This window comes from Curtobacterium sp. MCBA15_005 (assembly GCF_001864855.1).
Taxonomy (GTDB): Bacteria; Actinomycetota; Actinomycetes; order Actinomycetales; family Microbacteriaceae; genus Curtobacterium; species Curtobacterium flaccumfaciens.
In genome coordinates this window covers 945-1583 of sequence record NZ_MJGL01000031.1, presented here as the reverse complement: position 1 = coordinate 1583, position 639 = coordinate 945, and the positions used below count along the sequence as shown (strand labels likewise).

Below are 639 nucleotides of genomic sequence, written 5' to 3'. Positions count from 1 at the left end.
CGCCGAGGGGCACCTGCTCGAGGTCGCGACCTCGCTCGACGTCTCCGGTGTGGGCTTCGACCGGTGGTCGTCGGACGACCTGCGGGACGTCACGGCCGCGCTGCCCCGTCTGGACTTCTCGGCGACGTTCGACGGGCTGATCCACGAGCAGGCTGACCGCAAGCCGTCGTCCGCGGCCGCCCGCCTCGACGGCTCGGGCAACGTGGCCGCCGGCGGGGACCGTTGGGCCGCGTTCCTGGCATCCTGACGCTCGGTCCGGTCGCTCGCTGGACTTCTCGGCAGGGTGGGCGTATAGTCTCTGGTTGGTGCACTGCAGCGAACCCATCTGACTCGCGCACACCAACCTCTCGACACCGACTCACCCGAGTCGCATTCCACTCGAGACACCGCTCGATCCGAACGGACGAGCTGCACGTTGAAACTCGACGTGCGCGCCCCGCACTCGATGCGTCGCGCTGGACTGAGACGTCCGCCGACACCGAGTCGCCCTGGCGCCGAATGACCAGGAAGTACAGCACCATGACCAGCAACGAACGAATCACCGTGTTCGGGACCGCACTCGCGGCCCCGACGATCACCCCCGACCGCATCGCCGAGTTCCCGGTGCGCGACGACCGCTCGCAGCGCGAGTACCTCGTG

General features: G+C 68.9%; 1 pseudogene. It reads left to right on the top strand.

The annotated features are described in order from the left end of the window. Positions 1-247, top strand: a pseudogene (locus tag BIU89_RS18590) (hypothetical protein); the annotation flags it as partial. Between the last annotated feature and the right edge of the window lie 392 nt (positions 248-639).